Annotated in this window: 23 protein-coding genes; 15 read left to right on the top strand and 8 right to left on the bottom strand. The window is 60.5% G+C overall.

The genetic code is table 11. The features are described from left to right. Nucleotides 1–252: 252 nt before the first annotated feature. Genes eutC through eat form a run of 3 tightly spaced genes read right to left on the bottom strand, consistent with a single transcriptional unit; the run spans nucleotide 253 to nucleotide 3,803 of the window. A complete protein-coding gene (eutC, locus tag ABLU50_RS00445) occupies nucleotides 253–1,029 on the bottom strand; it encodes an ethanolamine ammonia-lyase subunit EutC (protein ID WP_023319821.1) in 777 nt (258 codons plus the stop codon). Further along, nucleotides 1,026–2,414 (bottom strand): ethanolamine ammonia-lyase subunit EutB, encoded by a 1,389-nt coding sequence (locus ABLU50_RS00450; protein ID WP_023288556.1) that lies wholly within the window; start codon nucleotides 2,412–2,414, stop codon nucleotides 1,026–1,028. Before ABLU50_RS00450 ends, eutC begins: the two co-directional genes overlap by 4 nt. 9 nt (nucleotides 2,415–2,423) lie before the next feature. Then, nucleotides 2,424–3,803 carry an ethanolamine permease gene (gene eat, locus ABLU50_RS00455; RefSeq protein ID WP_042939282.1) on the bottom strand — a complete coding sequence of 460 codons (1,380 nt, stop codon included), beginning with the start codon at nucleotides 3,801–3,803 and terminating at the stop codon, nucleotides 2,424–2,426. A gap of 62 nt (nucleotides 3,804–3,865) precedes the next feature. Between eat and ABLU50_RS00460 the strand changes: the two genes are divergently transcribed. The 7 genes from ABLU50_RS00460 to tauD all read left to right on the top strand — a co-directional run bounded on the left by ABLU50_RS00460 (nucleotide 3,866) and on the right by tauD (nucleotide 10,059). Next, on the top strand, nucleotides 3,866–3,994 hold the full coding sequence (locus ABLU50_RS00460) for a hypothetical protein (protein ID WP_161992934.1): 129 nt from the start codon (nucleotides 3,866–3,868) through the stop codon (nucleotides 3,992–3,994). Nucleotides 3,995–4,076: 82 nt separating this feature from the next. Further along, the gene (gene mmuP, locus ABLU50_RS00465; protein ID WP_004204899.1) at nucleotides 4,077–5,486 is read left to right on the top strand and encodes an S-methylmethionine permease; all 1,410 of its coding nucleotides are present in this window, start codon (nucleotides 4,077–4,079) and stop codon (nucleotides 5,484–5,486) included. Next, complete coding sequence (gene mmuM, locus ABLU50_RS00470) at nucleotides 5,473–6,405, top strand: homocysteine S-methyltransferase (RefSeq protein ID WP_087832593.1); 933 nt, start codon at nucleotides 5,473–5,475, stop codon at nucleotides 6,403–6,405. Before mmuP ends, mmuM begins: the two co-directional genes overlap by 14 nt. Before the next feature lie 240 nt (nucleotides 6,406–6,645). After that, a complete protein-coding gene (gene tauA / locus ABLU50_RS00475) occupies nucleotides 6,646–7,608 on the top strand; it encodes a taurine ABC transporter substrate-binding protein (protein WP_004204897.1) in 963 nt (320 codons plus the stop codon). Nucleotides 7,609–7,619: 11 nt separating this feature from the next. After that, entirely contained in the window at nucleotides 7,620–8,387 is a 768-nt protein-coding gene (tauB, locus tag ABLU50_RS00480) for a taurine ABC transporter ATP-binding subunit (protein WP_087832592.1), read from the top strand. Further along, complete coding sequence (gene tauC, locus ABLU50_RS00485) at nucleotides 8,384–9,211, top strand: taurine ABC transporter permease TauC (RefSeq protein ID WP_004144603.1); 828 nt, start codon at nucleotides 8,384–8,386, stop codon at nucleotides 9,209–9,211. The genes tauB and tauC overlap by 4 nt, the downstream gene beginning before the upstream one ends. Then, nucleotides 9,208–10,059 carry a taurine dioxygenase gene (gene tauD / locus ABLU50_RS00490; protein WP_017898949.1) on the top strand — a complete coding sequence of 284 codons (852 nt, stop codon included), beginning with the start codon at nucleotides 9,208–9,210 and terminating at the stop codon, nucleotides 10,057–10,059. Before tauC ends, tauD begins: the two co-directional genes overlap by 4 nt. Nucleotides 10,060–10,129: 70 nt before the next feature. Here tauD and ABLU50_RS00495 read toward each other — a convergent pair whose 3' ends face one another. The 3 genes from ABLU50_RS00495 to ampH form a co-directional block, all read right to left on the bottom strand. Further along, nucleotides 10,130–11,845: a GNAT family N-acyltransferase gene (locus ABLU50_RS00495; RefSeq protein ID WP_060656929.1), complete on the bottom strand. Its 1,716-nt coding sequence runs from the start codon at nucleotides 11,843–11,845 to the stop codon at nucleotides 10,130–10,132. A gap of 183 nt (nucleotides 11,846–12,028) precedes the next feature. Continuing rightward, nucleotides 12,029–13,003, bottom strand: coding sequence for a porphobilinogen synthase (gene hemB, locus ABLU50_RS00500; protein ID WP_004204887.1), 975 nt, complete (start codon nucleotides 13,001–13,003; stop codon nucleotides 12,029–12,031). Between the two features lie 106 nt (nucleotides 13,004–13,109). After that, the gene (ampH, locus tag ABLU50_RS00505; RefSeq protein ID WP_004204886.1) at nucleotides 13,110–14,270 is read right to left on the bottom strand and encodes a D-alanyl-D-alanine-carboxypeptidase/endopeptidase AmpH; all 1,161 of its coding nucleotides are present in this window, start codon (nucleotides 14,268–14,270) and stop codon (nucleotides 13,110–13,112) included. Between the two features lie 219 nt (nucleotides 14,271–14,489). Between ampH and ABLU50_RS00510 the strand changes: the two genes are divergently transcribed. The 3 genes from ABLU50_RS00510 to ABLU50_RS00520 all read left to right on the top strand — a co-directional run bounded on the left by ABLU50_RS00510 (nucleotide 14,490) and on the right by ABLU50_RS00520 (nucleotide 17,465). Continuing rightward, nucleotides 14,490–15,002 (top strand): isochorismatase family protein, encoded by a 513-nt coding sequence (locus ABLU50_RS00510; protein ID WP_072096510.1) that lies wholly within the window; start codon nucleotides 14,490–14,492, stop codon nucleotides 15,000–15,002. Between the two features lie 117 nt (nucleotides 15,003–15,119). Further along, entirely contained in the window at nucleotides 15,120–16,340 is a 1,221-nt protein-coding gene (sbmA, locus tag ABLU50_RS00515) for a peptide antibiotic transporter SbmA (RefSeq protein WP_004204884.1), read from the top strand. A gap of 18 nt (nucleotides 16,341–16,358) precedes the next feature. After that, nucleotides 16,359–17,465 carry a DUF1615 domain-containing protein gene (locus ABLU50_RS00520; RefSeq protein WP_064183761.1) on the top strand — a complete coding sequence of 369 codons (1,107 nt, stop codon included), beginning with the start codon at nucleotides 16,359–16,361 and terminating at the stop codon, nucleotides 17,463–17,465. Here the strand turns inward: ABLU50_RS00520 and ABLU50_RS00525 are convergent. Next, nucleotides 17,462–17,764 (bottom strand): YaiY family protein, encoded by a 303-nt coding sequence (locus ABLU50_RS00525; protein WP_017898944.1) that lies wholly within the window; start codon nucleotides 17,762–17,764, stop codon nucleotides 17,462–17,464. The genes ABLU50_RS00520 and ABLU50_RS00525 overlap by 4 nt on opposite strands. A gap of 252 nt (nucleotides 17,765–18,016) precedes the next feature. Between ABLU50_RS00525 and ABLU50_RS00530 the strand changes: the two genes are divergently transcribed. Further along, complete coding sequence (locus ABLU50_RS00530; RefSeq protein WP_004204881.1) at nucleotides 18,017–18,220, top strand: DUF2754 family protein; 204 nt, start codon at nucleotides 18,017–18,019, stop codon at nucleotides 18,218–18,220. 32 nt (nucleotides 18,221–18,252) lie between these two features. Here the strand turns inward: ABLU50_RS00530 and ddlA are convergent, their stop codons facing one another. Beyond that, on the bottom strand, nucleotides 18,253–19,350 hold the full coding sequence (ddlA, locus tag ABLU50_RS00535) for a D-alanine--D-alanine ligase (RefSeq protein WP_004204880.1): 1,098 nt from the start codon (nucleotides 19,348–19,350) through the stop codon (nucleotides 18,253–18,255). Between the two features lie 99 nt (nucleotides 19,351–19,449). Here ddlA and ABLU50_RS00540 point away from each other — a divergent pair, with 99 nt between their 5' ends. From ABLU50_RS00540 to phoA, 4 genes are all read left to right on the top strand, one after another. Next, entirely contained in the window at nucleotides 19,450–20,133 is a 684-nt protein-coding gene (locus tag ABLU50_RS00540; RefSeq protein WP_087832591.1) for an extensin family protein, read from the top strand. A gap of 169 nt (nucleotides 20,134–20,302) precedes the next feature. Beyond that, complete coding sequence (locus tag ABLU50_RS00545; protein ID WP_064178000.1) at nucleotides 20,303–21,502, top strand: multidrug efflux MFS transporter; 1,200 nt, start codon at nucleotides 20,303–20,305, stop codon at nucleotides 21,500–21,502. Between the two features lie 301 nt (nucleotides 21,503–21,803). Beyond that, nucleotides 21,804–22,064, top strand: a complete 261-nt coding sequence (iraP, locus tag ABLU50_RS00550; RefSeq protein WP_004204875.1) for an anti-adapter protein IraP — start codon at nucleotides 21,804–21,806, stop codon at nucleotides 22,062–22,064. An 89-nt stretch (nucleotides 22,065–22,153) separates the two neighbouring features. Further along, nucleotides 22,154–23,584: an alkaline phosphatase gene (phoA, locus tag ABLU50_RS00555; protein ID WP_032431195.1), complete on the top strand. Its 1,431-nt coding sequence runs from the start codon at nucleotides 22,154–22,156 to the stop codon at nucleotides 23,582–23,584. Nucleotides 23,585–23,656 lie beyond the last annotated feature (72 nt).

Genomic DNA, 23,656 nt, shown 5'->3' on the forward strand with positions numbered 1-23,656 from the left:
CATGCAATATTCTTATTACCTGCAGGCAAGGGCATAAGGCTGGCGACCACACGGTTTTTGATACGGTGAACGCATTTTGCCGGGTGGCGACAGGTGCCTTACCCGGCCTGAAAACAGGCAATATACCGGTTAAACGGTTTTCGTCGGCCCGCGTAAGCGAAGCGCCGCCGGGAAATTTCAGCGTGCACCCGAATATAATATTCAGGCGCGCCCGGTAATATTAACAATCTATTCTTCGGCTCACGTGACTTATTATTTAAAAGGGGGCAACGGTTTTATTTTCCCATGCAGCGCCGGATTATCGCTTTCATCTTTCAGGCGCACTCCGGTAAGCCGTCGTAAAAAAGCCTGCTCCAGCAGCCAGGCCAGTTTAAAGGCGGCGGCGTCATGGCTCAGCCCTTCCGGGCGAATATTGGAGATACAGTTACGCTCCGACTCCAGCCGCTGCCGATGCGGCTGCCAGGTGAGGTAGACGCCGAGGCTGTCCGGCGAGGAGAGACCCGGTCGTTCGCCAATCAGGATCGCCACCGCGCGGGCTTTCAGGGTTTCGCCAATATCATCCCCCAGCGCCACCCGTGACTGATGCGCCAGCACCACTGGCGCCAGGCCGATACCCAGCGTCTGCAGATAGGGCAGCAGGGCGCGGATCAACGGCACCGCCTGGCGCTCTACCGCCCATGAAGAGAGGCCGTCGCCGATCACCAGCAGCAGGTCGGCGGGGCGGACGCCGCTGGCGGCGAGGTCGGCGCGGCTTTCGTCGGCAAGCTGCCTTCCGAGATCCGGACGCCGCAGATAGGTGTGACGGTCCGGCGCGGCGCTGTGCACCGTCAGAGCGTCGAGGCCGAGCGCCGCCAGCGGCGCCACCAGCTGCTGGCTGGCGAACGGCTGATGAATGGCGTCCCGCGCTCTGGCGTGGGCCAGACCAAAGTTGAGGACTTCGCGGGTCGGCAGGCTGGCGCCGCTGCGCCCCAGGGCGATCCGCGCATCGGTAAATTCACGCAGCGGGTTCCAGGCGTCGGGACGGTTCATACGGGGGCTCCTTGCGGCAGGACGGACAGCAGCGGATGGCGGGCGTCGGTGAGCCGCAGCGCGCCGTGCGGATCGATAATTTGCATCTTCGCCAGCCAGTCGGCGAACTCCGGGGCATGCTTTAAGCCCAGCAGGCGACGGGCGTACAGCGCGTCATGGAACGAGGTGCTCTGGTAATTGAGCATGATATCGTCCGCCCCGGGCACGCCGATCAGGAAGGTGAGCCCGGCGGCGCACAGCAGGGTCAGCAGGGTGTCCATATCATCCTGATCCGCTTCCGCGTGGTTGGTATAGCAGACGTCGCAGCCGATCGGCAGGCCCATCAGCTTGCCGCAGAAGTGATCTTCCAGCCCGGCGCGAATAATCTGCTTGCCGTCGTAGAGATACTCCGGACCGATAAAGCCGACCACCGTATTGACCAACAGCGGTTCAAAGTGGCGGGCGACGGCGTAGGCCCGCGCCTCGCAGGTCTGCTGGTCGACGCCGTGGTGGGCGTTGGCCGACAGGCAGCTCCCCTGGCCGGTCTCAAAATACATCACATTGTTGCCGAGGGTACCGCGACCGAGGCTGAGGGCCGCTTCGCGGGCCTCCTGCAGCATGGCAAGATTGATGCCGAAGCCGCTGTTGGCCGCTTCGGTTCCCGCCACCGACTGGAACACCAGATCCACCGGCGCGCCGCGCTCAATCAGCTGCAGCGTATTGGTCACATGGGTCAGAATGCAGGACTGGGTAGGGATGGCGAAGCGCTGAATAATATCGTCCAGCATGACGTTCAGCTGCGCCAGCACCGGTAAGCTGTCGCTGGCCGGGTTGATGCCGATCACCGCGTCCCCGGCGCCGTACAGCAGCCCGTCGAGCATACTGGCGGCGATGCCTTTCAGGTCGTCGGTGGGATGGTTGGGCTGCAGGCGTACGCTGAGGTGGCCGGGCAGGCCGATGGTGTTGCGAAAGCGCGTCACCACCTGGCATTTGCTGGCGGCAAGGATCAGATCCTGATTGCGCATCAGCTTACTGACCGCCGCCGCCATCTCCGGGGTGATGGCGCGGGCGACCCGCTGCAGCGTGGCGGTATCGGTGGCATCGTCCAGCAGCCAGTCGCGAAAATCGCCGACCGTCAGGTGACGCAGGGCGGCAAAGCCCTGCGCATCATGGGTGTCGAGGATCAGGCGGGTCACTTCGTCCTGCTCGTAAGGGATAAGCGGATTGTCGAGGATGTCGGTCAGCGGCACCTCGGCGAGGGTCATTTTCGCCGCCATCCGCTCTTCGGCTGAGTGGGCAATAACCCCCGCCAGGGCGTCGCCGGAGCGGGCCGGAGACGCTTTCGCCATCAGCGTTTTCAGACTATCAAAGCGCCATACCTGGCCCGATAGCGTGGTTTTATACATGCCGCCTCCTCAGGAGACCGTTCGCAGTTGAGGATCCACTGGCGCCCGTTCACGGGCCGCTGCGGTTTTGCGGAACCACAGGTAGCCGCCGAGCATCATCGCCGCGAAAATCAGCGCCAGCAGCAGGTTATACCAAACCATCGCCACCAGGCAGAGCACCGCCATGCCGAGGGCAAAGGCCGGCGCCAGCGGGTAGAGCGGCGCGCGGAACGGACGGATCAGCTTCGGCTCGCTACGGCGCAGTTTGAACAGCGCCGCCATGGAAGTGATATACATAACAATAGCCCCAAATACCGACATGGTGACGATGCAGGCGGTTAGCGGCATGCCGCTGATGGTGATCAGCGAGTCGGAAAAAATCGCGGCGATGCCCACCACGCCGCCGGCGAGGATCGCCAGATGCGGAGTGCGGGTGCGGCGATTGAGGGTGGCCAGACCGGCGGGCAGATAGCCGGCGCGGGCGAGGGAGTAGATCTGCCGCGAGTAGCCCATAATGATGCCGTGGAAGGAGGCGACGAGGCCAAACAGCCCCAGCCACACCAGCATATGCAGCCAGCCGCTGCCATTGCCCACGACCGTCTTCATCGCCTGGGGCAGCGGATCGTTAATATTGGACAGCGCGCGCCAGTCGCCGACGCCGCCGGCGAAGACCATCACCCCAATCGCCAGCACCGTCAGCGTCAGAATGCCGCCGCCCAGGGCGCGGGGAATGGTGCGCTGCGGATCTTTGGCCTCTTCGGCGGCCATGGAAGCCCCCTCAATGGCGAGGAAGAACCAGATAGCGAACGGAATGGCGGCGAACATCCCCGGCAGCGCCAGGCCGCTAAAGCTTTCCGCGCCCGCCCAGCCGTTAGTGGTGAAATGGCTCCAGGAGAAGCCGGGGGCGACTACGCCCATAAACACCAGCAGCTCGAAGATGGCCAGCAGGGTGACGATCAGCTCGAAGGTGGCGGCGATGCCGACGCCGAGGATATTGAGCGTCATAAAGATCACGTAGGCGCCGCAGGCGACCCATTTCGGATCCAGCGCCGGAAACTGCACGTTGAGGTAGGCGCCGATGGCCATGGCGATGGCCGGCGGGGCGAAGACGAATTCAATCAGAGTGGCAAAACCGGCGATAAAGCCGCCGGTGGGCCCGAAGGCGCGGTAGGCATAGGCGAAAGGGCCGCCAGCGTGCGGGATGGCGGTGGTCAGCTCGGTAAAGCTGAAAATAAAGGCGCAGTACATGGCGGCGACCGCGAGGGCGACGACCATAAACCCCATCGTGCCCGCCTGCGACCAGCCGTAGCTCCAGCCGAAGTACTCCCCGGATATCACCAGTCCGACGGCGATCCCCCATAAACGAAAACTGCCGAGCGTTCTTTTTAAGGTGGTGGTGTGCTCTGTCATACGTGTTGCCTCGCCAGATAGAAAGGTTCTGAACGACAGGCTGCAAAGAGAGTGCCAGAACGTTGTCCGTCGCGATGAGGCGCCAGTTCGGGGAGCGCCCGTCGGCGCTGCGCAAAAATGGGGCAGGCTGCACGCTGTCGGCGCGCGACCTGGTGCAGCGGCTTTGCTTTTTCAGCGGCGGCACGGTATAACACTTCTTCTTTTGGATGTTTAGATGTCTATACGTTTATACGCATCATGACCCGGGCAAGCGGGCTGGCGTGAGAAAATAAAATGCAAAGCACAACACAACAACAAGGTGGGCAACTGAAGCGCACCATGAAAACGCGCCATCTGATCATGCTGTCGCTCGGCGGCGTGATTGGCACCGGCCTGTTCTTTAATACCGGCTATATCATCTCCACCACCGGCGCGGCCGGGACGCTGCTGGCGTATCTGATTGGCGCCCTGGTGGTCTGGCTGGTGATGCAGTGCCTCGGCGAACTGTCGGTAGCGATGCCGGAGACCGGCGCTTTCCACGTTTACGCGGCGCGTTACCTTGGCCCGGCGACGGGCTATACCGTGGCGTGGCTCTACTGGCTGACGTGGACGGTGGCGCTGGGTTCGAGCTTTACCGCCGCCGGCTTCTGTATGCAGTACTGGTTCCCGCAGGTGCCGGTCTGGATCTGGTGCGTGGTGTTCTGCGCGGTGATCTTCGGCCTTAACATCATTTCGACCCGCTTCTTCGCCGAAGGCGAGTTCTGGTTCTCGCTGGTGAAAGTGATCACCATCATCGCGTTTATTATTCTCGGCGGCGCGGCCATTTTCGGCATCATTCCGATGCAGGATGGCTCCCCGGCGCCGGGCCTGCGCAATATCACCGCCGAAGGCTGGTTCCCGCACGGCGGCCTGCCGATCCTGATGACCATGGTGGCGGTGAACTTCGCCTTCTCCGGGACGGAGCTTATCGGCATTGCCGCCGGGGAGACGGAAAACCCGCATAAGGTTATTCCGGTCGCCATCCGCACCACCATCGCCCGGCTGATTATTTTCTTTATCGGCACCGTATTTGTGCTGGCGGCGCTGATCCCGATGCAGCAGGCGGGGGTGGAGAAAAGCCCCTTCGTGCTGGTGTTTGAAAAGGTGGGTATCCCTTACGCGGCGGATATTTTCAACTTCGTGATCCTGACGGCGATCCTCTCGGCGGCCAACTCCGGCCTGTACGCTTCCGGGCGGATGCTCTGGTCGCTGTCGAACGAGAAGACGCTGCCGGCCTGCTTTGCCAAAGTCAATAAACGGGGCGTGCCGGTGACTGCGCTGTCGGTGAGTATGCTGGGCGGCGTGCTGGCGCTGTTCTCCAGCGTGGTGGCGCCCGACACGGTGTTTGTGGCGCTGTCGGCGATCTCCGGTTTTGCGGTGGTGGCGGTGTGGTTGAGCATCTGCGCCTCGCACTTTATGTTCCGCCGCCGTCATCTGCAGCAGGGTAAGGCGCTGAGCGACCTGCAATATCGCGCCCCCTGGTATCCAGTGGTGCCGATTCTGGGCTTTGTGCTGTGCCTGGTGGCCTGCGTGGGCCTTGCTTTTGACCCGAGCCAGAGAATTGCGCTGTGGTGCGGGATCCCCTTTGTGGCCCTGTGCTATGGTGCCTGGTATCTTACTCGTTCACGGAAAATGACTCAGGAGCCCCAACATGTCGCAGACTAATCCGTTTACCGCCCTGCTTGCCGCCCAGCCTTTCGTGCTGCTGGACGGCGCTATGGCCACCGAGCTGGAGGCTCGCGGCTGCGATCTGGCTGACAGCCTGTGGTCGGCGAAAGTGCTGCTGGAGAATCCGCAGCTGATCCGCGATGTGCATCTCGACTACTTTCGCGCCGGGGCGCAGGTGGCGATCACCGCCAGCTATCAGGCCACCCCGGCGGGTTTTGCCGCACGCGGGCTGGATGACGCGCAGTCCCGGGCGCTGATCGGCAAAAGCGTCGAGCTGGCGCGCAAAGCGCGCGAGGCGTACCTCGCCGAGAACCCGCAGGCCGGCACGCTGCTGGTCGCCGGTTCGGTGGGGCCGTATGGCGCGTTTCTTGCCGACGGCTCGGAGTATCGCGGCGATTATCAGCGCAGCGCGGCAGAGTTCCAGGCCTTCCACCGCCCGCGCGTCGAAGCGCTGCTGGATGCGGGCGCCGACCTGCTGGCCTGTGAAACCCTGCCGTCATTCGCCGAGATCCAGGCCCTGGCGGCCCTGCTGCAGGAGTATCCCCGCGCTCGCGCCTGGTACTCCTTCACGCTGCGCGACGCCGAACATCTCAGCGACGGCACGCCGCTGCGCGAGGTGATGGCCGTCCTGGCGGATAACCCGCAGGTGGTGGCGGTGGGGATCAACTGTATCGCGCTGGAAAATACGCCCGCGGCGCTGGCGCATTTGCACAGCCTGACGGCGCTGCCGCTGGTGGTCTATCCTAACTCCGGCGAGCATTATGATGCGGTGAGCAAGACCTGGCACCATCATGGCGAAGCCTGCGCCAGCCTGGCGGATTATCTGCCGCAGTGGCTGGCGGCCGGGGCGAAGCTGATCGGCGGCTGCTGCCGCACCACGCCGAAGGATATTGCTGAGCTTAACGCGAAGCGCTGAGTTTTTTGCCGGGTGGCGCTGCGCTTACCTGGCCTACATATTGCGCGAACCGGAGGCCGGGCAAGGCGCAGCCGCCACCCGGCGCCAACCATCTGCCACCAACCAACCGCTCAAAATCAACTATCCTTTCCCGCTTTTGTTCTAAAAACGATTCGCTATTAGCCAGAATTTTTAATTACTTCATCTCCATCCTGATGCCGGAAATACTGCACCTATAACAACTCAGGGGAAGCAGACATTATGGCATTCACATCGCGAATTACTCTTCTGGCGGCGCTGGCCGTCGCCGCCTTCCAGGCGCAGGCGGTCAACGTGACCGTGGCGTATCAAACCTCCGCTGAGCCGGCGAAAGTCGCCCAGGCGGACAACACCTTCGCCAAAACCAGCGGGGCGACCGTCGACTGGCGGAAATTTGACAGCGGCGCCAGCGTGGTGCGCGCTCTGGCCTCCGGCGATGTGCAGATCGGCAATATCGGCTCCAGCCCGCTGGCGGTGGCAGCCAGCCAGCAGGTGCCGATTGAAGTGTTTCTGCTTGCCTCAAAGCTCGGCAACTCCGAAGCGCTGGTGGTGAAGAAAAGCATCACCAAACCGGAAGATCTGATCGGCAAGCGCATCGCCGTGCCGTTTATCTCCACCACCCACTATAGCCTGCTGTCGGCGCTCAAACACTGGGGCATCAAGCCGGGCCAGGTGCAGATTATTAACCTGCAGCCGCCGGCGATTATCGCCGCCTGGCAGCGCGGGGATATCGATGGCGCTTACGTCTGGGCGCCAGCGGTTAATGAACTGGAAAAAGAGGGCAAGGTGCTGACCGATTCCGCGCAGGTTGGGGAGTGGGGCGCGCCGACCCTCGACGTCTGGGTGGTCCGTAAGGACTTCGCCGAGCAGCATCCGGAGATTGTCAAAGCGTTCGCTAAAAGCGCCATCGACGCCCAGCAGCCCTACATCGCCAACCCGGAGGCATGGCTGAAACAGCCGGACAACATCAGCAAGCTGGCGCGCCTGAGCGGGGTGCCGGAAGCCGATGTCCCGGGGCTGGTGAAGGGCAATACCTATCTCACCGCCGCTGAGCAGGCGCAGGCGCTGAACGGGCCGGTCAATCAGGCCATCGTGGATACCGCGCGCTTCCTGAAAGAGCAGGGCAAAGTGCCTGCGGCGGGAACCGATTATCGTCAGTACGTGACTGACCGCTTTGTGAAGTAAAGGAGGCGGCGATGCTGCAAATCTCGCATCTTTCCGCCGACTACGGCGGTAAACCGGCGCTGGCGGATATCAACCTGACGCTGGAGAGTGGGGAGCTGTTGGTGGTGCTGGGGCCCTCGGGCTGCGGTAAAACTACCCTGCTGAACCTGATTGCCGGATTCGTGCCCTATCAGCACGGCAGCATCACCCTCGAAGGTCAGCGGGTGACCGGGCCGGGCGCAGAGCGCGGCGTGGTCTTCCAGAATGAAGGTCTGCTGCCGTGGCGCAACGTGCAGGATAACGTGGCGCTGGGCCTCCAGCTGGCGGGCGTGGATAAAGCGCAGCGCCGGCAAGCGGCGGCGCAGATGCTGAAGAAGGTGGGTCTCGAAGGGGCGGAAAAACGCTTTATCTGGCAGCTGTCCGGCGGTCAACGCCAGCGGGTGGGCATCGCCCGGGCGCTGGCGGCGAATCCGCAGCTGTTGCTGCTGGATGAGCCCTTCGGCGCGCTTGACGCTTTTACCCGCGAGCAGATGCAGACATTGCTGCTGACGCTCTGGCATGAGACCGGGAAACAGGTGCTGCTGATCACTCATGACATTGAAGAGGCCATCTTTATGGCCACCGAGCTGGTGCTGCTGTCGCCGGGACCGGGACGGGTGGTGGAGCGGCTGCCGCTTGATTTCAGCCGTCGCTTTGTCGCGGGCGAATCCTGCCGCAGTATCAAATCCGACCCGCGCTTTATTGAACAGCGGGAATACATTCTGAGCCGGGTGTTTGACCAACGGGAGGCTTTCTCATGAGCGTGGTACTGAACGACAAACCGCGTCAGTCGACGCTGAAATGGCGCTGGCCGCTCTCCCGTCAGCTCACCCTCAGCGTGGCGACCCTGGCGGTATTGCTGGCCGTCTGGTGGGCGGTCGCGGCGCTGCAGCTGATTAGCCCGCTGTTTCTGCCGCCGCCGGGACAGGTGCTGCAGAAGCTTATCACCATCGCCGGGCCGCAGGGCTTTATGGATGCGACGCTCTGGCAGCACTTGGCGGCGAGCCTGACGCGGATCGTTATCGCGCTGCTGGCGGCGGTGCTGATCGGCGTACCGGTGGGGATCGCCATGGGGCTCAACTCAACGGTGCGCGGGATCCTCGATCCGCTGATCGAGCTTTATCGTCCGGTGCCGCCGCTGGCCTACTTACCGCTGATGGTGATCTGGTTTGGCATTGGTGAAACGTCAAAGATCCTGCTGATCTACCTGGCGATTTTCGCCCCGGTAGCGATGTCGGCGCTGGCGGGGGTGAAAAGCGCGCAGCAGGTGCGGATTCGCGCCGCCCGTTCGCTGGGCGCCAGCCGGGCGCAGGTGCTGTGGCTGGTGATCCTGCCCGGCGCGCTGCCGGAGATCCTCACCGGGCTGCGCATTGGTCTCGGGGTGGGCTGGTCAACGCTGGTGGCCGCTGAGCTGATCGCCGCCACCCGTGGGTTAGGGTTTATGGTGCAGTCCGCCGGCGAGTTTCTCGCCACCGATGTGGTGCTGGCGGGGATCGCAGTCATTGCCATTATCGCCTTTTTACTGGAACTGGGGCTGCGCGCGCTGCAGCGCCGCCTGACGCCCTGGCATGGAGAAGTACAATGAGTGAACGTTTGAGCATTACCCCGCTGGGGCCGTATATTGGCGCGCTGGTGACCGGGGCGGATTTAACCCGTCCGCTGAGCGACAACCAGTTTGAGCAGCTGTATCACGCGGTGCTGCGTCATCAGGTGGTATTCCTGCGCGAACAGAATATCACCCCGGCGCAACAGCGCGACCTGGCGCTGCGGTTTGGCGACCTGCATATTCATCCGGTCTACCCTCACGCCCCTGGCGTGGAAGAGATTATCGTCCTCGATACCCACAACGATAATCCGCCGGATAATGACAACTGGCATACCGATGTCACCTTTATCGACACGCCGCCCGCCGGCGCCATTCTGGCGGCGAAAGAGCTGCCGGCGACCGGCGGGGATACTCTGTGGACCAGCGGCATTGCCGCCTGGGAAGCGCTGTCAGAACCCTTCCGGCAGCTGCTGAGCGGCCTGCATGCGGAACACGATTTCCGTAAATCGTTCCAGGAGTATAAGTACAACCACACGGAAGCCGAGCATCGGCGCTGGCAGGAGGCGGTGGCGAAGCATCCGCCCCTGCTGCACCCGGTGGTGCGTACCCACCCGGTGACCGGCAAGCAGGCGCTGTTCGTTAATGAAGGCTTTACCACGCGGATTGTCGACGTGACCGAGAAAGAGAGCGCGGCGCTGCTGAGCTTCCTGTTTGCCCATATCACCAAACCGGAGTTTCAGGTGCGCTGGCGCTGGCAGCCGAACGATGTCGCTATCTGGGATAACCGGGTAACCCAGCATTACGCCAATGCCGACTATCTGCCGCAGCGGCGCATTATGCACCGGGCGACGATTCTCGGCGATAAACCGTATTTCCGGGCGTCGTAGCCGCGGTTAATGTTGCCTGCAGGACTACCCCTGCCATCCGCCACCCTGGCCGGATGGCAGGGTAAACCGGCTATCCGGCCTGCAAAGCTAAATGCGCGCCAATATAGCGCTGATAGCGATTCGCTTTCAGATAGGTCAAATCCACCAGCACCAGACCATCCACGCAGTTATTGAAATCCGGATCGCTGCCGAAATCGATAAACTGCACGCCGCCCGGCTCGCACACTTCCGAGTACTGCTTATACAGCGGCGGGATCGCGCAGCCGAGGTTGCCGAGCAGGGACTTCAGCCGGGCCAGGTCGTCGTTGTAATCCTCCCCGCCAAACTGCGCCAGCACATCGGGCAGCGACGCCGGATAAGGGCGACGGGACTCCGCCAGCGGGTGCGTGGCCGGGAACCACAGCCGGTAGAACGCCACCAGCAGATCGCGAGCGGCGGGCGGCAGCCCACCAGAAATCGATACCGGGCCAAACAGATAGCGATAGTGCGGGTAGCGCGCCAGATAAGCGCCGATGCCGGACCACAGGTAGTCCAGCCCGCGTCGACCCCAGTAGCGCGGCTGGATAAAGCTGCGCCCCAGCTCAATGCCGTGCTGCAGGATGTCGTCCATTCGCCCGTCGTAGTGGAACAGACTGGAGCTGTAGATCCCCTCCAGGCCGCGCTTTGCCAGCTGTATGGCCGTCGGTATAAAGCGGTAAGCGCCGACGATCTCGAGGTCTTCTTCATCCCACAGGATCAGATGCAAATAGTCGTCATCATACCCGTCGATATCCCGCCGTTTGCCGCTGCCTTCGCCAACCGCGCGGAAGGCGATTTCCCGCAGGCGTCCCAGCTCGCGCAGCAGCGGCGCCTCCTCCTGACCGTTGCGCTGCCAGAGGTAAATCACTTTGCCATCGGCGGTGCGGCCCAGGCATTCAGCCTTGTGCAGTTCGCGTTTGAGCCGCGCCCGATCTTCCGGGCGGGCGATGGCGCTTTCAGTTTTGAACTGCCCGGGCAGCCCTTTGCGCAGCTGCTCAAGGTGCTGATAGCAGCGGCCGGTAAGTTCGCGAGCGCTGGACTGGGCATCGAACCAGCTCGACCAGGGGATCTGCTGGCCGATGCGCACCGGCAGGCTGCTGTTGCGCCGGCGAAACATCTGCTGCATCAGCAGGAGCAGCGGCAGGTTGTCGGAGACCAGGGTGCTGGCGTAAAACAGGGCGCTGTTGTGGGCATGAATCCACGCCGGCAGCAGCGGGGCGCGATATTTCGCCGCCAGCTTAATAAAGCCCGAGTGCCATTTTTTATCGCGGATGCCGCGACGGGTGAGGCGAGAGACTTCCCCCGCCGGGAAGAAAATGAGTACCCCACCGGCCTGTAGCTGCTGGTCCATCTGCTGCAGCGCCGTTTTAGCGGTGCGGCCATGAATATTATCCACCGGGATAAACAGCGAGCTCAGGGGCTCAAGGTGGGTGAGCATGCGGTTGGTGACCACTTTGACGTCGCGTCGCACGCGGGATACCGCATACAGGAGCGCCAGGCCGTCGAGGGTGCCGGTGGGGTGGTTAGCGATAATGACCAGCGGGCCATATTCGGGGATTTGTTCGAGATCGTGCGCCGGGATGGCGCAGCGGATATTGAGGTATTCCAGCACCTGTTCGACCGTATCAAGCCCCTTCAGGTGGCGGTGACGGTCGGCAAATTGTTGAAACTCTTCCTCATAAAATAGCTTTTTTAACAGTTTCTTTTGCCAGGGGGCGGGCCTCGCCTGAGGCCACAGGTCATCGAGTACGTTGTCGAGACTAAACATAGTGGCTCCTCCTCCGTCCTGCCCAGACAGTAGAAGGTAGAGATGTCGTTCAGATTACAGTTGGGTGAAGATTCGGTCGCAGCAAGCGAGGTTTCCCGGATAGCGGCTAACGCCTCATCCGGGCTACGGTTGGCGCCGATTTGTAGCCCCGGTAAGCGTCAGCGCCACCGGGGAGAGGGAGGCTTAACGGAGGATGTTTTTCTCGGCCAGGTCGAGGGCGAAATAGCTGAAGATCAGATCGGCGCCCGCGCGTTTGATAGCGCCGAGGCTTTCCAGAACCACTTTCTCTTCATCGATAGCGCCCGCCTGGGCGGCGAATTTGATCATCGCGTACTCCCCGCTGACCTGGTACGCGCCGAGCGGCAGATCGCTGCGTTCGCGGATATCGCGCAGAATATCCAGGTAGGCGCCCGCCGGTTTCACCATCAGGCAGTCGGCGCCCTGGGCTTCATCGAGCAGCGACTCGCGAATGGCTTCCCGGCGGTTCATCGGGCTCATCTGATAGGTTTTACGATCGCCCTTCAGCGCGGTACCGGCCGCTTCGCGGAACGGGCCGTAGAAGGAAGAGGCGAACTTGGTCGAATAGGACATGATCGCCGTATTGGTGAAGCCGGCGGCGTCCAGCGAGCGGCGAATCGCCTGCACCTGACCATCCATCGCGGCGGAAGGGGCGATGAAATCCGCGCCGGCGGCGGCAGCGACAACGGCCTGTTTGCCGAGGTTTTCCAGGGTCGCGTCGTTATCCACCCCGTGGTCGCACAGCACGCCACAGTGGCCGTGGGAGGTGTATTCGCAGAAGCAGGTATCGGACATGACGATCATCTCCGGCACCGTGGACTTACAGATCCGCGACATACGCGCCACCAGACCATTTTCATTCCAGGTATCGCTGCCGGTGGCATCGGTGTGATGAGAAATACCAAAGGTCATCACCGAGCGAATGCCGGCATTGGCGATGCGTTCGATCTCGCGCGCCAGATATTTTTCCGGAATGCGCATCACCCCGGGCATGGCCTCGATCGCTTTGTAATCATCAATTTCTTCTTCAACAAAGATCGGCAACACCAGGTCGTTCAAACTCAGTGTTGTCTCTTCAAACAGGGCGCGCAGCGCAGCGGATTGACGCAGGCGGCGGGGGCGAGTGATTAAATCTGTCATGGTTTGCCTGATTTTGTGAAATGAAAGAGGGTAGTGTAACTGAAATGGCATCAGGATGTTTCGCCAAAACGATCGTTATGTCGCATCGGCGAAACCTCCCCCGGGCTTACTGACTGGCCGTCTGCATGTTGGGCTGCATGCCGCTCAGCTCGCTGACCAGATCGTTGATGCCATCGCTCATATTGTTGAAACGGGTTAACGGCGAGCGGGTCACCACCACAAAAGCGCCGACGTTAGCCTGCGGATTCATCGCCATATAGGTGATAAACCCGCCGCCGCCGCCAGTTTTCTGAATAATCCCCGGATGGCCATTCTTCGGCTTCATATACACCCAGCCAAGCCCCAGCGCGTCGGCGCGGCCAGGCACGTCCATACCGATCACCCGAGTCAGCTGGTTACGCTGATAAATCAGCGTCTGCATCCGGTCGGCCTGCTGGCTGCGGGTATAGAAATCGGATGACAGGAACTGCTGCATCCAGCGCATCATATCCCCCGGCGTCGAGTAGACGCCGCCGCTGCCGATCGCCGCCAGAGTGTTGTTACACGGGCTGGCGCCTTTCTCCGGGATCATCAGCCGCTGGCACTGATCCGGCGATGGGGTAAAAGTAGTGTCCTTCATCCCCAGCGGCCGGGTGATCTGCTCTTCAAACAGCTGCGGATAAGGTTTGCCGGCGGCGGTGGAGAGCGCGTCCGCCAGTAAATCGAAGGCCAGGTTGGAGTAGGCCGCTTGCGAGCCGGGCGCGGTCTTCAGGGTGGCGGTTGAGAGCCAGTTCCAGCGCTGCTGGCGGGTTGGCCAGACAAACACCGGACGATGAGCGGCGCCGCCAGGCTGTTCGCGCGGCAGGGCGCTGGTATGGGTCGCGAGATTCACCAGAGTGATTGGTTTTCCCTGCCAGTCAGGCACTCGGGCGCCCGGCGGAGCGTATTTGCTCAGCGGATCGTTGAGTTTCACCACCCCCTGGTCGAGCAGCTTCACCAGCATCTCGCTGGTCATCAGTTTGCTGAGGGAGGCGATACGGATCACCGAGTCGAGCTGCGGGTGCTGATTATTCCCCGGGCGGGTTTCGCCAAAGCTGCGAAACACACGCTGATTGCCATCGATCACCACCAGCGCCATGCCGGTGGCGCCGCTGCCGTAGTAGATATGATTGGCGTAACGATCGACCACATCCGAGGCGAAAACCGGGTCAACGGTAGGCTGTGCGGCCTGCGCCGAGGTCCACGACGCCGCGCACAGCGCAGCAAAAATGAGCAAACTACGTTTCAACGGAGATCATCCATTAAATAAATAAAAAAGAAGAGGGTATTTATACTACGAAGTGGCGCAGAACAAAGCGGGATTCACGACATTCCTGCAGGAAAAAGGTAACGGTGCGTAAAAAAGACTTTTTTACGCTTTCGGATACCGGCTTTTTTCGCCGGCGCGTATGATGACCGTTTGGCTGAAGGTTTGCGGGAGAAAACAATGGCGGCTCAACGGGTAGTGATGGTCGTGGATATGCAAAACGGCGTGTTCGCCACGCCGCGTCTGGCGCGCGAGCGCTGCGTCGCGCAAATTAATCGTCTGGTGCGCGCGGCGGATAAAGTGATTTTTATTCAGCATGATGAGGCCGGCGGCCTCGAAGCCGGCAGCGAAGGCTTCGCCCTGCTCCCTGAGCTGGAACAGCCGGCCGGCGCGCTGTATGTCACCAAAACCGCCTGCGACGCCTTCTACCACACCTCGCTGGAGCAGGTGCTGCGGGAACACGACATTCAGCAGTTCGTCATCTGCGGTTGCGCCACCGACTACTGCCTCGACACCACCATTAAAAACGGCGCCAGCCGCGGGTACGGCATTGTTATCGCGGAAGATGCCCACACCACCGCCAACCGCCCCGCCGCGCAGGCCGCGACGCTGATCGCCCACTACAATGAGGTGTGGCGTACGCTGACCGTTCCTGGCAATCCTTTACAGGTGAAACCCACAGAAACAATTCTGCACGCCTGGCAGCAGAACTAAGCTGTTGATATCCGGTCTTATCATCCGTCTGCCCCGCGAGAGCGCTTTCACGCGGCGGCCGACGTATGCGTCGTATACAGCAATAGCAGAACGATAAGAAGTTAGCAGGAGACAATGATGTTTAAATCTTTTTTCCCCAAACCGGGGCCGTTTTTTATTTCTGCCTTTATCTGGTCGCTGCTGGCGGTGATCTTTTGGCAGGCGGGCGGCGGCGACTGGCTGCTGCGGGTCACCGGGGCATCGAAGGATGTGGCGATCAGCGCGGCGCGCTTCTGGTCGCTCAACTATCTGGTGTTCTACGCTTACTATCTGTTTTGCGTCGGTGTGTTTGCGCTGTTCTGGTTTGTCTACTGCCCGCATCGCTGGCAGTACTGGTCGATTCTCGGCACGTCGCTCATCATCTTCGTCACCTGGTTTCTGGTGGAAGTGGGGGTGGCGATCAACGCCTGGTATGCGCCGTTCTATGATCTGATCCAGAGCGCGCTGGCCACCCCGCATAAGGTCAGTATCAACCAGTTTTATCATGAGATCGGCATCTTTCTCGGCATCGCGCTCATCGCGGTGATCATCGGCGTGATGAACAACTTTTTCGTCAGCCACTACGTCTTCCGCTGGCGCACGGCGATGAACGAACACTACATGGCCCACTGGCAGCATCTGCGCCATATCGAAGGCGCCGCGCAGCGTGTGCAGGAAGATACCATGCGCTTTGCCTCCACCCTGGAAGATATGGGCGTGAGCTTTATCAACGCGGTGATGACCCTGATCGCCTTTCTGCCGGTGCTGGTGACGCTCTCCGAACACGTTCCCGACCTGCCCATCGTCGGTCACTTGCCGTATGGCCTGGTGATTGCCGCGATCGTCTGGTCGCTGATGGGGACCGGCCTGCTGGCGGTGGTGGGGATTAAGCTGCCGGGTCTGGAGTTTAAAAACCAGCGCGTGGAAGCGGCCTATCGTAAAGAGCTGGTCTACGGCGAGGACGATGAAACCCGCGCCACGCCGCCGACGGTGCGCGAGCTGTTCAGCGCGGTGCGTCGCAACTATTTCCGTCTCTATTTTCACTATATGTACTTCAATATCGCCCGCATTCTCTATCTGCAGGTGGATAACGTTTTCGGCCTTTTCCTGCTGTTTCCGTCGATCGTTGCCGGTACGATTACCCTCGGGCTGATGACGCAAATTACCAACGTTTTCGGCCAGGTGCGCGGTTCGTTCCAGTACCTGATCAGCTCGTGGACGACGCTGGTGGAACTGATGTCCATCTACAAACGTCTGCGCAGCTTTGAGCGCGAACTGGACGGCAAGCCGCTGCAGGAAGCGATCCCGACATTACGTTAATCAAGACAAGGAAGCAGGATGGCCGCACGTTTATCGCGCATTATACCCGGTTCATTGACGCTGCTGGCGGCCGTGGTGCTCAGCGCCTGTACCAGCCAGCAGGCGCCGGTGCTGAAAGAGGGTGAGAAGCCCGTTGACGTGGCGTCGGTGGTGCGGCAGAAAATGCCCGCCAGCGTCAAGGATCGGGAGGCCTGGGCGCAAGCCATCGCCACCGCCTTTGACAGCCAGAAGCTGGCGCCGACGGAAGAGAACGTCTGCTCGGTGCTGGCGGTCGCGCAGCAGGAGTCCAATTATCAGTCCGATCCGGTGGTGCCGGGGCTGAATAAAATCGCCTGGCAGGAGATCGACCGCCGGGCGGAAAAAATGCACATTCCGCTGTTTCTGGTCCATACCGCGCTGAAGATCACCTCGCCAAACGGCAAAAGCTACAGCGACCGTCTGGACAACGTGAAGACGGAAAAGCAGCTGAGCGCTATTTTTGATGACTTTATCGGGATGGTGCCGATGGGGCAGAAGCTGTTCGGCTCCCTGAACCCGGTGCACACCGGCGGCCCAATGCAGGTCAGCATCGCCTTTGCTGAGCAGCATACCTCCGGCTACCCGTGGAAAATGAACGGTACGGTGCGCCAGGAGGTCTTCAGCCTGCGCGGCGGCCTGTGGTTTGGCACCTATCATCTGCTGAACTACCCGGCCAGCTACAGCGTGCCGTTGTACCGTTTTGCCGACTTTAACGCCGGCTGGTATGCCAGCCGTAACGCCGCCTTCCAGAACGCGGTGGTGAAAGCCAGCGGGGTGAAACTGGCGCTCGACGGCGACCTTATCCGCTATGACAGCGATGAGCCGGGCAGCACCGAGCTGGCGGTACGTCGCCTGGCGGGCCAGCTGGGGATGAGCGACAGCGAGATCCGCAGCCAGCTGAAAAAGGGCGACAGCCTGGCGTTTGAGAAGACCGACCTCTATCAACAGGTTTTCCGTCTCGCTGATAAAAAAGCGGGCAAAACCCTGCCGCGGGAGATGTTGCCGGGGATCCAGCTTGAGAGTCCGAAAATCACCCGTAATCTGACGACGGCGTGGTTTGCGAAACGGGTCGATGAGCGGCGGGCAAGCTGTATGGCGCGGCGTTAACGGCGCCGACGCCAGCGTACAATGATTGCCAGCAGCCCGATGAACGCGCAGCCGACCAGGAAAGGGATCAGGCCAAAGAGGGTGCCAACGGCGAGACTGATGTCGACCTGCGGACGGCTGGCGTCCTGGGCCTGCATCAGGCGCTCAAACACCCCCGGGGCGTGGATCAGCATGCTGAGCATCTGCGCACCGGCCCAGCAGCAGATCAGCACGAACAGCCCGTAGGCGACATGGCTGCCGGTCAGCGCCCCTCTTTTTTTATTTCCCAAAAGCGATTTTGAAAAACTGAATTCAGCCATAGGCCCTCCCACCTCTGTACTGCTGGTTTTTTCTCCAGCTCTATGGCAGGTATTCTGGCAGTGCGACGCCGTCGCCAGTATCAGATTGCTGGTAATTGCCCTCCAGGAATAATCCTGTTTTCGCCGTTGTGTTAACCGCGCCACAGGAAGGGAAAAGGGAGACCGGCGTCGCAATCCAGCAACATTCTCCATATCGCTACAGACCGCCGCGGGCGGCTATGCGAAGATGCGTTTTTTGCTGTTGGAGGCCGCATGAAGCTCACTGATAAAATTCGCCGCGACTGGCACTACTACGCGGTGGCGCTGGGGTTAATTTTTATTCTTAATGGCGTGGTGGGGCTGCTGGGGTTTGAGACGCAGGGCTGGCAATCCTACGCCGTCGGTCTGGTCACCTGGGTGATAAGCTTCTGGATTGCGGGCTTTGTGATCCGCCGCCGCCCGGCAGAAGAGGCCTGAGGCCGCCGCTGCCAGGCGGGGTAAAACGCGTTTTAGTTCATGGAGGTTTTCAGCGCCCGGTCCGCGGCATGGCGCTCCAGCGCCAGCTCAATCAGGCGGGTGATCAGACTGGTGTAATCGAGGCCGCTGGCCTGCCACAGCTTCGGATACATACTGATATTGGTGAAGCCCGGCAGGGTGTTGATCTCGTTGATCACCACCTCGTTGTCGGCGGTGAGGAAGACGTCGACGCGGGCCATGCCGCTGCAGCCCAGGGTCTGGTAAGCCTGCACCGCGATAGCGCGGATCTTGTCGTTGATCTCCGGGGCGATAGCGGCCGGGACCACCACCTTCGCGCCCTGGTCGTCGATATACTTGGTGTCGTAAGCGTAAAACTCGCTGTTGAGGACAATTTCACCGCAGGTGCTGGCTTGCGGATGGTCGTTACCCAGCACCGCACACTCAATTTCCCGCCCTTTAATACCTTGCTCCACCACCACTTTATGGTCAAATTCAAAGGCCAGGGCCACCGCCTGATGGTACTGCTCTTCGTTTTTAACTTTGCTGACGCCAACCGACGATCCCTGGTTGGCCGGCTTAACGAACAGCGGCAGGCCCAGCTTCGCTTCGACATCGGCAAAGCTGAACTGCGCGCGGTTGGCGCGGGTCAGGGTGATAAACGGTGCGACGGCGAGACCGGCGTCGCGCAGCAGGCGTTTGGTCACATCTTTGTCCATACAGGCCGCAGAGCCCAGCACATCTGATCCGACGAAAGGCAGATTGGCCATGCGCAGCATCCCCTGCAGGGAACCGTCTTCGCCCAGCGTGCCGTGGACGATGGGGAAAATTACATCGATGGCCGCCAGCGGCTGGCCGCTTTCGGCGTTAATCAGTTGCTGCGCCTCGCGGCCCGGGATCTGCGCCAGGGTCACCGTTGAAGGGCGCAGGGCGATGCGGGCAGGATCCTGAGCGTTGAGCAGGTAGTTGCCGGCGTCGTTGATGTGCCATAGCCCCTGTTTATCAATCCCCAACAGAACCACATCGAAGCGTGATTTATCAATCGCTTCCACGATATTCTTCGCTGACTGCAGCGACACTTCATGCTCTGCCGACTTACCGCCAAAAACGATCCCAACCCTCATCTTTGCCATTTCAACTTCCATCCAGATTACATCAAAGGGCATAACATACCATGTGAAACCGCCGCCTGCCTGCCATAATATTTACCTGATCAATTGACGGGAGCGGGCGTGAGAGGAAAGACGCTGCTGGTGCTGGCCGGGCTGCTCGGCGCGGGCCTTGTGGGATATCGCTATCTGCCGCCACACCTGAATCCGCTGGCGCCGCTGGCCCTTGACGATCCCCCGGGCTGGCTGACGTCGTTCAAGCTGCGCAGCCTGACGGCCGACCAGTGCGCCTCCCTGCTGGCGGAGGCCAACCGCCGGCGGCTCATCGCCAGCCAGCCGGTGGCCGACAGCGAGGGCGCCTGCCCGCTGCGTAACGTGGTGCGGGTGGCTAATTTTGGCTCGGTGCAGTTGAGCAGTAGTTTCCTCGCCAGCTGCCCGCTGGCGCTCAGCAGCGCGCTGTACGTCGAGCAGCAGGCGAAGCCGCTAACCCGTCAGCTGATGGCCAGCGATCTGCGCCAGATCGATCATCTCGGCAGCTTCGCCTGCCGCAATATCTACCATCGGGAACAGGCGCGGCGTAGTGAACACGCGACGGCGGATGCCCTTGATGTTAGCGGCTTCCGCCTGACGGACGGCAGACGCATCAGCGTCCTGCAGGGCTGGCGCAGCGATCGCCCTCACCCCTGGCTGGCGGCGCTGTTAAGCAACAGCTGCCCTTACTTCGGCAACGCGCTGGGGCCGGAGTACAACGCGGCGCACGCCAACCATTTTCACTTTGGGATGCGCGGGCAGGGCTTCTGCTTTTGAGCATAAAGCCCTGTGAGCAGCCTGAATGACCAGAAAATGCTTCGTCAGCCTCTCATGCGCAGTCATAAAACACCAAACTCACCGCCAGCGCATCTATGGTAGTACACCAGTGCAATGAAATTGCTAAGCTAGGTAATAATTGGCAAATCATTAATGAATACGCGCAGTTATGGAATCCTGGAAGGTTAATCTTATCTCCGTCTGGTTTGGTTGCTTTTTTACCGGCCTGGCGATCAGTCAAATTCTCCCCTTTTTACCGCTCTACGTCTCCCAGCTGGGCGTCACCTCGCATGAAGCGCTGTCGATGTGGTCGGGGCTGACCTTCAGCGTCACCTTCCTGGTCTCGGCGATCGTCTCGCCGATGTGGGGGAGCCTGGCGGACCGCAAAGGCCGCAAGCTGATGCTGCTGCGCGCCTCGCTGGGAATGGCGATTGCCATTTTACTGCAGGCCTTCGCCACTAATGTCTGGCAGCTGTTTATTCTGCGGGCGATCATGGGCTTAACCTCCGGTTATATCCCTAACGCCATGGCGCTGGTGGCCTCCCAGGTGCCGCGCGAGCGCAGCGGCTGGGCGCTGAGCACCCTGTCGACGGCGCAAATCAGCGGCGTGATCGGCGGCCCGCTGCTGGGCGGCTTCCTGGCGGACCACGTCGGGCTGCGAATGGTCTTTTTTATTACGGCGATCCTGCTGACCATCAGTTTTCTGGTGACCCTGTTTCTGATTAAAGAGGGCGTTCGCCCGCAGATCAGCAAAAGCGATCGTCTCACCGGGAAACAGGTCTTTGCCTCCTTGCCCTATCCGGGGCTGGTGATCAGCCTCTTTTTCACCACTCTGGTGATCCAGTTGTGCAACGGCTCAATCGGCCCGATTCTGGCGCTGTTTATCAAGTCGATGGCGCCGGACAGCAACAATATCGCTTTTCTGGCCGGGATGATCGCCGCGGTGCCCGGGGTGTCGGCGCTGATCTCTGCGCCACGGCTGGGTAAGCTTGGCGACCGCATCGGCACCTCGCGGATCCTGCTGGCGACGCTCTGCTGCGCGGTGGTGATGTTCTTCGCCATGTCCTTTGTCACCACCCCGCTGCAATTAGGTACGCTGCGTTTTCTGCTCGGCTTTGCCGATGGCGCGATGCTTCCGGCGGTGCAGACCCTGCTGCTGAAATACAGCAGCGACAGCGTCACCGGGCGCATCTTTGGCTATAACCAGTCGTTTATGTATCTTGGCAACGTCGCCGGGCCGCTAATTGGCGCTTCCGTATCAGCGATGGCCGGCTTCCGCTGGGTGTTTATTGCTACCGCCATTATCGTTTTCATTAACCTCTGGCAACTGGCATGGATGCTGCGCCGTACCCGCCGGGCGAATGCCTGAACCTCTGCTGACGGTATTTAACGCAATACCGTCAGCGTTATTCAACGTCGGTCGATTTACCATTACTTTTTGTTATCGCCATTGCGTGAGCGCTATTCCATTTTATTATTTCCGACGTCATTTAGTTATAAACAGCCCCGGTGTTGATTAAACAATACTATTTATAGTGGTATTTTGTTGTGGTAAAACGTTTCGCTGTATATTGGGTGTTGCGACGATTCTTATTTTAAGTAATTCTGGGGTCCGTCATCAGGTATGACATCTCAATCGAAAAACAGGCCTCGCATAAGGAACTGGTGCTATGAAGAATCTCATTGCTGAGTTACTGGTTAAACTGGCGCAAAAAGAAGAAGAAGCAAAGGAACTGACGGTGCAGGTTGAAGCGCTGGAGATCGTGGTCACCGCATTATTGCGCCATATGGAGCATGATGCCCAGCAGGCATTGATTCAGGATATTGAGCAGGCGATAGACCAGGTGACGCCTTGTCCGCCGGTCAACGACCAGGATGCCATCCTGCTGCAGCAATATCTAAAGAAGCTGTTGCGGCATCCTCGTAGCTAATCTTTGCGACGCGACAAGGATGCCGTCATTTTTCTGTCATCTCCCTTTTATAAAGTCTCCCACGTTTTGTTTTTTTAAGTATTTTTTACATGGAGATGACAAAAGTGAAATTAAGCGCCCTGTTTATTGCCCTGCTGCCTCTGCTGGGCTCGCCGGTTATTCATGCGGAAACCACGACCGCGCCGGTTCTGGAAAATCGCGCTGCCCAGGGAGATATCACCACTCCCGGCGGCGCGCGTCGTTTAACGGGCGATCAAACCGAAGCGCTGCGCGCCTCGATAATCAATAAGCCGGCCAAAAACGTTATCTTGCTGATTGGCGATGGGATGGGCGATTCTGAAATTACCGCTGCGCGAAATTATGCGGAAGGGGCGGGCGGTTTCTTTAAAGGCATTGACGCCCTGCCGTTAACCGGGCAGTACACGCACTATTCGCTGGATAAAAAAACCGGTAAACCGGACTACGTCACCGACTCGGCGGCCTCCGCCACCGCCTGGACCACCGGCGTGAAGACTTATAACGGCGCGCTGGGCGTCGATATTCATGAGAACGCGCATCAGACCATCCTCGAGCTGGCGAAAGCGGCGGGCCTGGCCACCGGCAACGTTTCTACCGCCGAGCTGCAGGACGCCACCCCCGCGGCGCTGGTGGCGCATGTGACATCGCGTAAATGCTACGGCCCTACGGTTACCAGCGAAAAATGCCCCAGCAATGCGCTGGAGAAAGGGGGCAAAGGCTCCATTACCGAACAGCTGCTGAACGCCCGGCCGGATGTCACCCTGGGCGGCGGCGCGAAGACTTTTGCCGAAACGGCGACGGCAGGCGAGTGGCAGGGCAAAACCCTGCGTGAGCAGGCGGAAGCGCGCGGCTACCAGATTGTGACCGACGCGGCCTCTCTTGCCGCCGCGACGGAAGCCAGCCAGGATAAACCGCTGCTGGGTCTCTTCGCCGACGGCAATATGCCGGTACGCTGGGAAGGGCCCAAGGCGTCTTATCACGGTAATATCGATAAGCCGCCGGTAACCTGTACCCCAAACCCGAAACGCGACGCCTCGGTGCCGACGCTGGCGCAGATGACGGAGAAAGCGATTGACCTGCTGAGCCGCCACGAGAAAGGCTTCTTCCTGCAGGTGGAAGGTGCCTCCATCGATAAGCAGGATCATGCGGCGAATCCGTGCGGCCAGATCGGCGAAACGGTTGATCTCGACGAGGCGGTGCAGAAGGCGCTGGAATTTGCCAAAAAAGACGGCAATACCCTGGTGATCGTCACCGCCGACCATGCGCACGCCAGCCAGATCATCCCGGCGGATAGCAAAGCCCCGGGCCTGACTCAGGCTCTGAATACTCACGATGGCGCAGTGATGGTCATGAGCTACGGCAACTCAGAGGAAGAGTCGATGGAGCACACCGGCACCCAGCTGCGCATTGCGGCCTACGGTCCGCATGCGGCTAACGTCGTCGGCCTGACCGATCAGACCGACCTCTTCTCAACTATGAAAGCTGCCCTGAGTCTGAAATAAGTCGCTGCCGGTGGCGAAATCGCGTCACCGGCTGGTTTTTTTTCTATCTGCGTCCAGACTTACAACGATCCA

Source organism: Klebsiella sp. GG_Kp173 (assembly GCF_040062415.1).
In the GTDB taxonomy this organism is placed as follows: domain Bacteria; phylum Pseudomonadota; class Gammaproteobacteria; order Enterobacterales; family Enterobacteriaceae; genus Klebsiella; species Klebsiella quasipneumoniae.

Excerpts from the sequence above, each read along its gene's own strand:
- eutC (WP_023319821.1), bottom strand. The coding sequence starts at position 1,029 with ATGAACCGTCCCGACGCCTGGAACCCGCTGCGTGAATTTACCGATGCG.
- ABLU50_RS00450 (WP_023288556.1), bottom strand. The coding sequence starts at position 2,414 with ATGTATAAAACCACGCTATCGGGCCAGGTATGGCGCTTTGATAGTCTG.
- eat (WP_042939282.1), bottom strand. The coding sequence starts at position 3,803 with ATGACAGAGCACACCACCACCTTAAAAAGAACGCTCGGCAGTTTTCGT.
- mmuP (WP_004204899.1), top strand. The coding sequence starts at position 4,077 with ATGCAAAGCACAACACAACAACAAGGTGGGCAACTGAAGCGCACCATG.
- mmuM (WP_087832593.1), top strand. The coding sequence starts at position 5,473 with ATGTCGCAGACTAATCCGTTTACCGCCCTGCTTGCCGCCCAGCCTTTC.
- tauA (WP_004204897.1), top strand. The coding sequence starts at position 6,646 with ATGGCATTCACATCGCGAATTACTCTTCTGGCGGCGCTGGCCGTCGCC.
- tauB (WP_087832592.1), top strand. The coding sequence starts at position 7,620 with ATGCTGCAAATCTCGCATCTTTCCGCCGACTACGGCGGTAAACCGGCG.
- tauC (WP_004144603.1), top strand. The coding sequence starts at position 8,384 with ATGAGCGTGGTACTGAACGACAAACCGCGTCAGTCGACGCTGAAATGG.
- tauD (WP_017898949.1), top strand. The coding sequence starts at position 9,208 with ATGAGTGAACGTTTGAGCATTACCCCGCTGGGGCCGTATATTGGCGCG.
- ABLU50_RS00495 (WP_060656929.1), bottom strand. The coding sequence starts at position 11,845 with ATGTTTAGTCTCGACAACGTACTCGATGACCTGTGGCCTCAGGCGAGG.
- hemB (WP_004204887.1), bottom strand. The coding sequence starts at position 13,003 with ATGACAGATTTAATCACTCGCCCCCGCCGCCTGCGTCAATCCGCTGCG.
- ABLU50_RS00510 (WP_072096510.1), top strand. The coding sequence starts at position 14,490 with ATGGTCGTGGATATGCAAAACGGCGTGTTCGCCACGCCGCGTCTGGCG.
- sbmA (WP_004204884.1), top strand. The coding sequence starts at position 15,120 with ATGTTTAAATCTTTTTTCCCCAAACCGGGGCCGTTTTTTATTTCTGCC.
- ABLU50_RS00520 (WP_064183761.1), top strand. The coding sequence starts at position 16,359 with ATGGCCGCACGTTTATCGCGCATTATACCCGGTTCATTGACGCTGCTG.
- ABLU50_RS00525 (WP_017898944.1), bottom strand. The coding sequence starts at position 17,764 with ATGGCTGAATTCAGTTTTTCAAAATCGCTTTTGGGAAATAAAAAAAGA.
- ABLU50_RS00530 (WP_004204881.1), top strand. The coding sequence starts at position 18,017 with ATGAAGCTCACTGATAAAATTCGCCGCGACTGGCACTACTACGCGGTG.
- ddlA (WP_004204880.1), bottom strand. The coding sequence starts at position 19,350 with ATGGCAAAGATGAGGGTTGGGATCGTTTTTGGCGGTAAGTCGGCAGAG.
- ABLU50_RS00545 (WP_064178000.1), top strand. The coding sequence starts at position 20,303 with ATGGAATCCTGGAAGGTTAATCTTATCTCCGTCTGGTTTGGTTGCTTT.
- iraP (WP_004204875.1), top strand. The coding sequence starts at position 21,804 with ATGAAGAATCTCATTGCTGAGTTACTGGTTAAACTGGCGCAAAAAGAA.
- phoA (WP_032431195.1), top strand. The coding sequence starts at position 22,154 with ATGGAGATGACAAAAGTGAAATTAAGCGCCCTGTTTATTGCCCTGCTG.